The 291-nt window shown below is 43.3% G+C and carries 1 protein-coding gene; it reads left to right on the top strand.

Annotation, left to right across the window (positions count from 1 at the left end):
- The first annotated feature begins 58 nt into the window (after window positions 1–58).
- A complete protein-coding gene (yidD, locus tag CWC11_RS21285) occupies window positions 59–286 on the top strand; it encodes a membrane protein insertion efficiency factor YidD (RefSeq protein WP_212748114.1) in 228 nt (75 codons plus the stop codon).
- The last annotated feature ends 5 nt before the right edge of the window (window positions 287–291 follow it).

The raw sequence follows: 291 nt of genomic DNA, 5'->3' as shown, positions 1-291 counted from the left end.
TTCAGGGCGTAGCAAGATCAGAAATCAGTTCAAAGCAGTTTGTTCGCTTCCCAAGCGCCTGCTTATATTGCTGATCCGCGGTTATCAACAATGGATTAGCCCCCTACTCGGGCCTCATTGTCGCTTTAACCCGACCTGTTCTAGTTATGCAATTCAAGCAATTAATTTACATGGAATTGCAAAAGGGAGTTGGTTAGCGGTTAAACGCATATTAAAATGTCACCCTTTGAGCGCAGGTGGAGATGATCCTGTACCTGTGAAGTCGACTAAAGTTAAACAACACTAGAAATA

Origin of the sequence: Pseudoalteromonas sp. S3178, from assembly GCF_005886985.1 — a bacterium.
Taxonomy (GTDB): Bacteria; Pseudomonadota; Gammaproteobacteria; order Enterobacterales; family Alteromonadaceae; genus Pseudoalteromonas; species Pseudoalteromonas carrageenovora.
The sequence above is the reverse complement of the archived record's forward strand: the minus strand, read 5'-3'. Positions and strand labels throughout refer to the sequence as shown.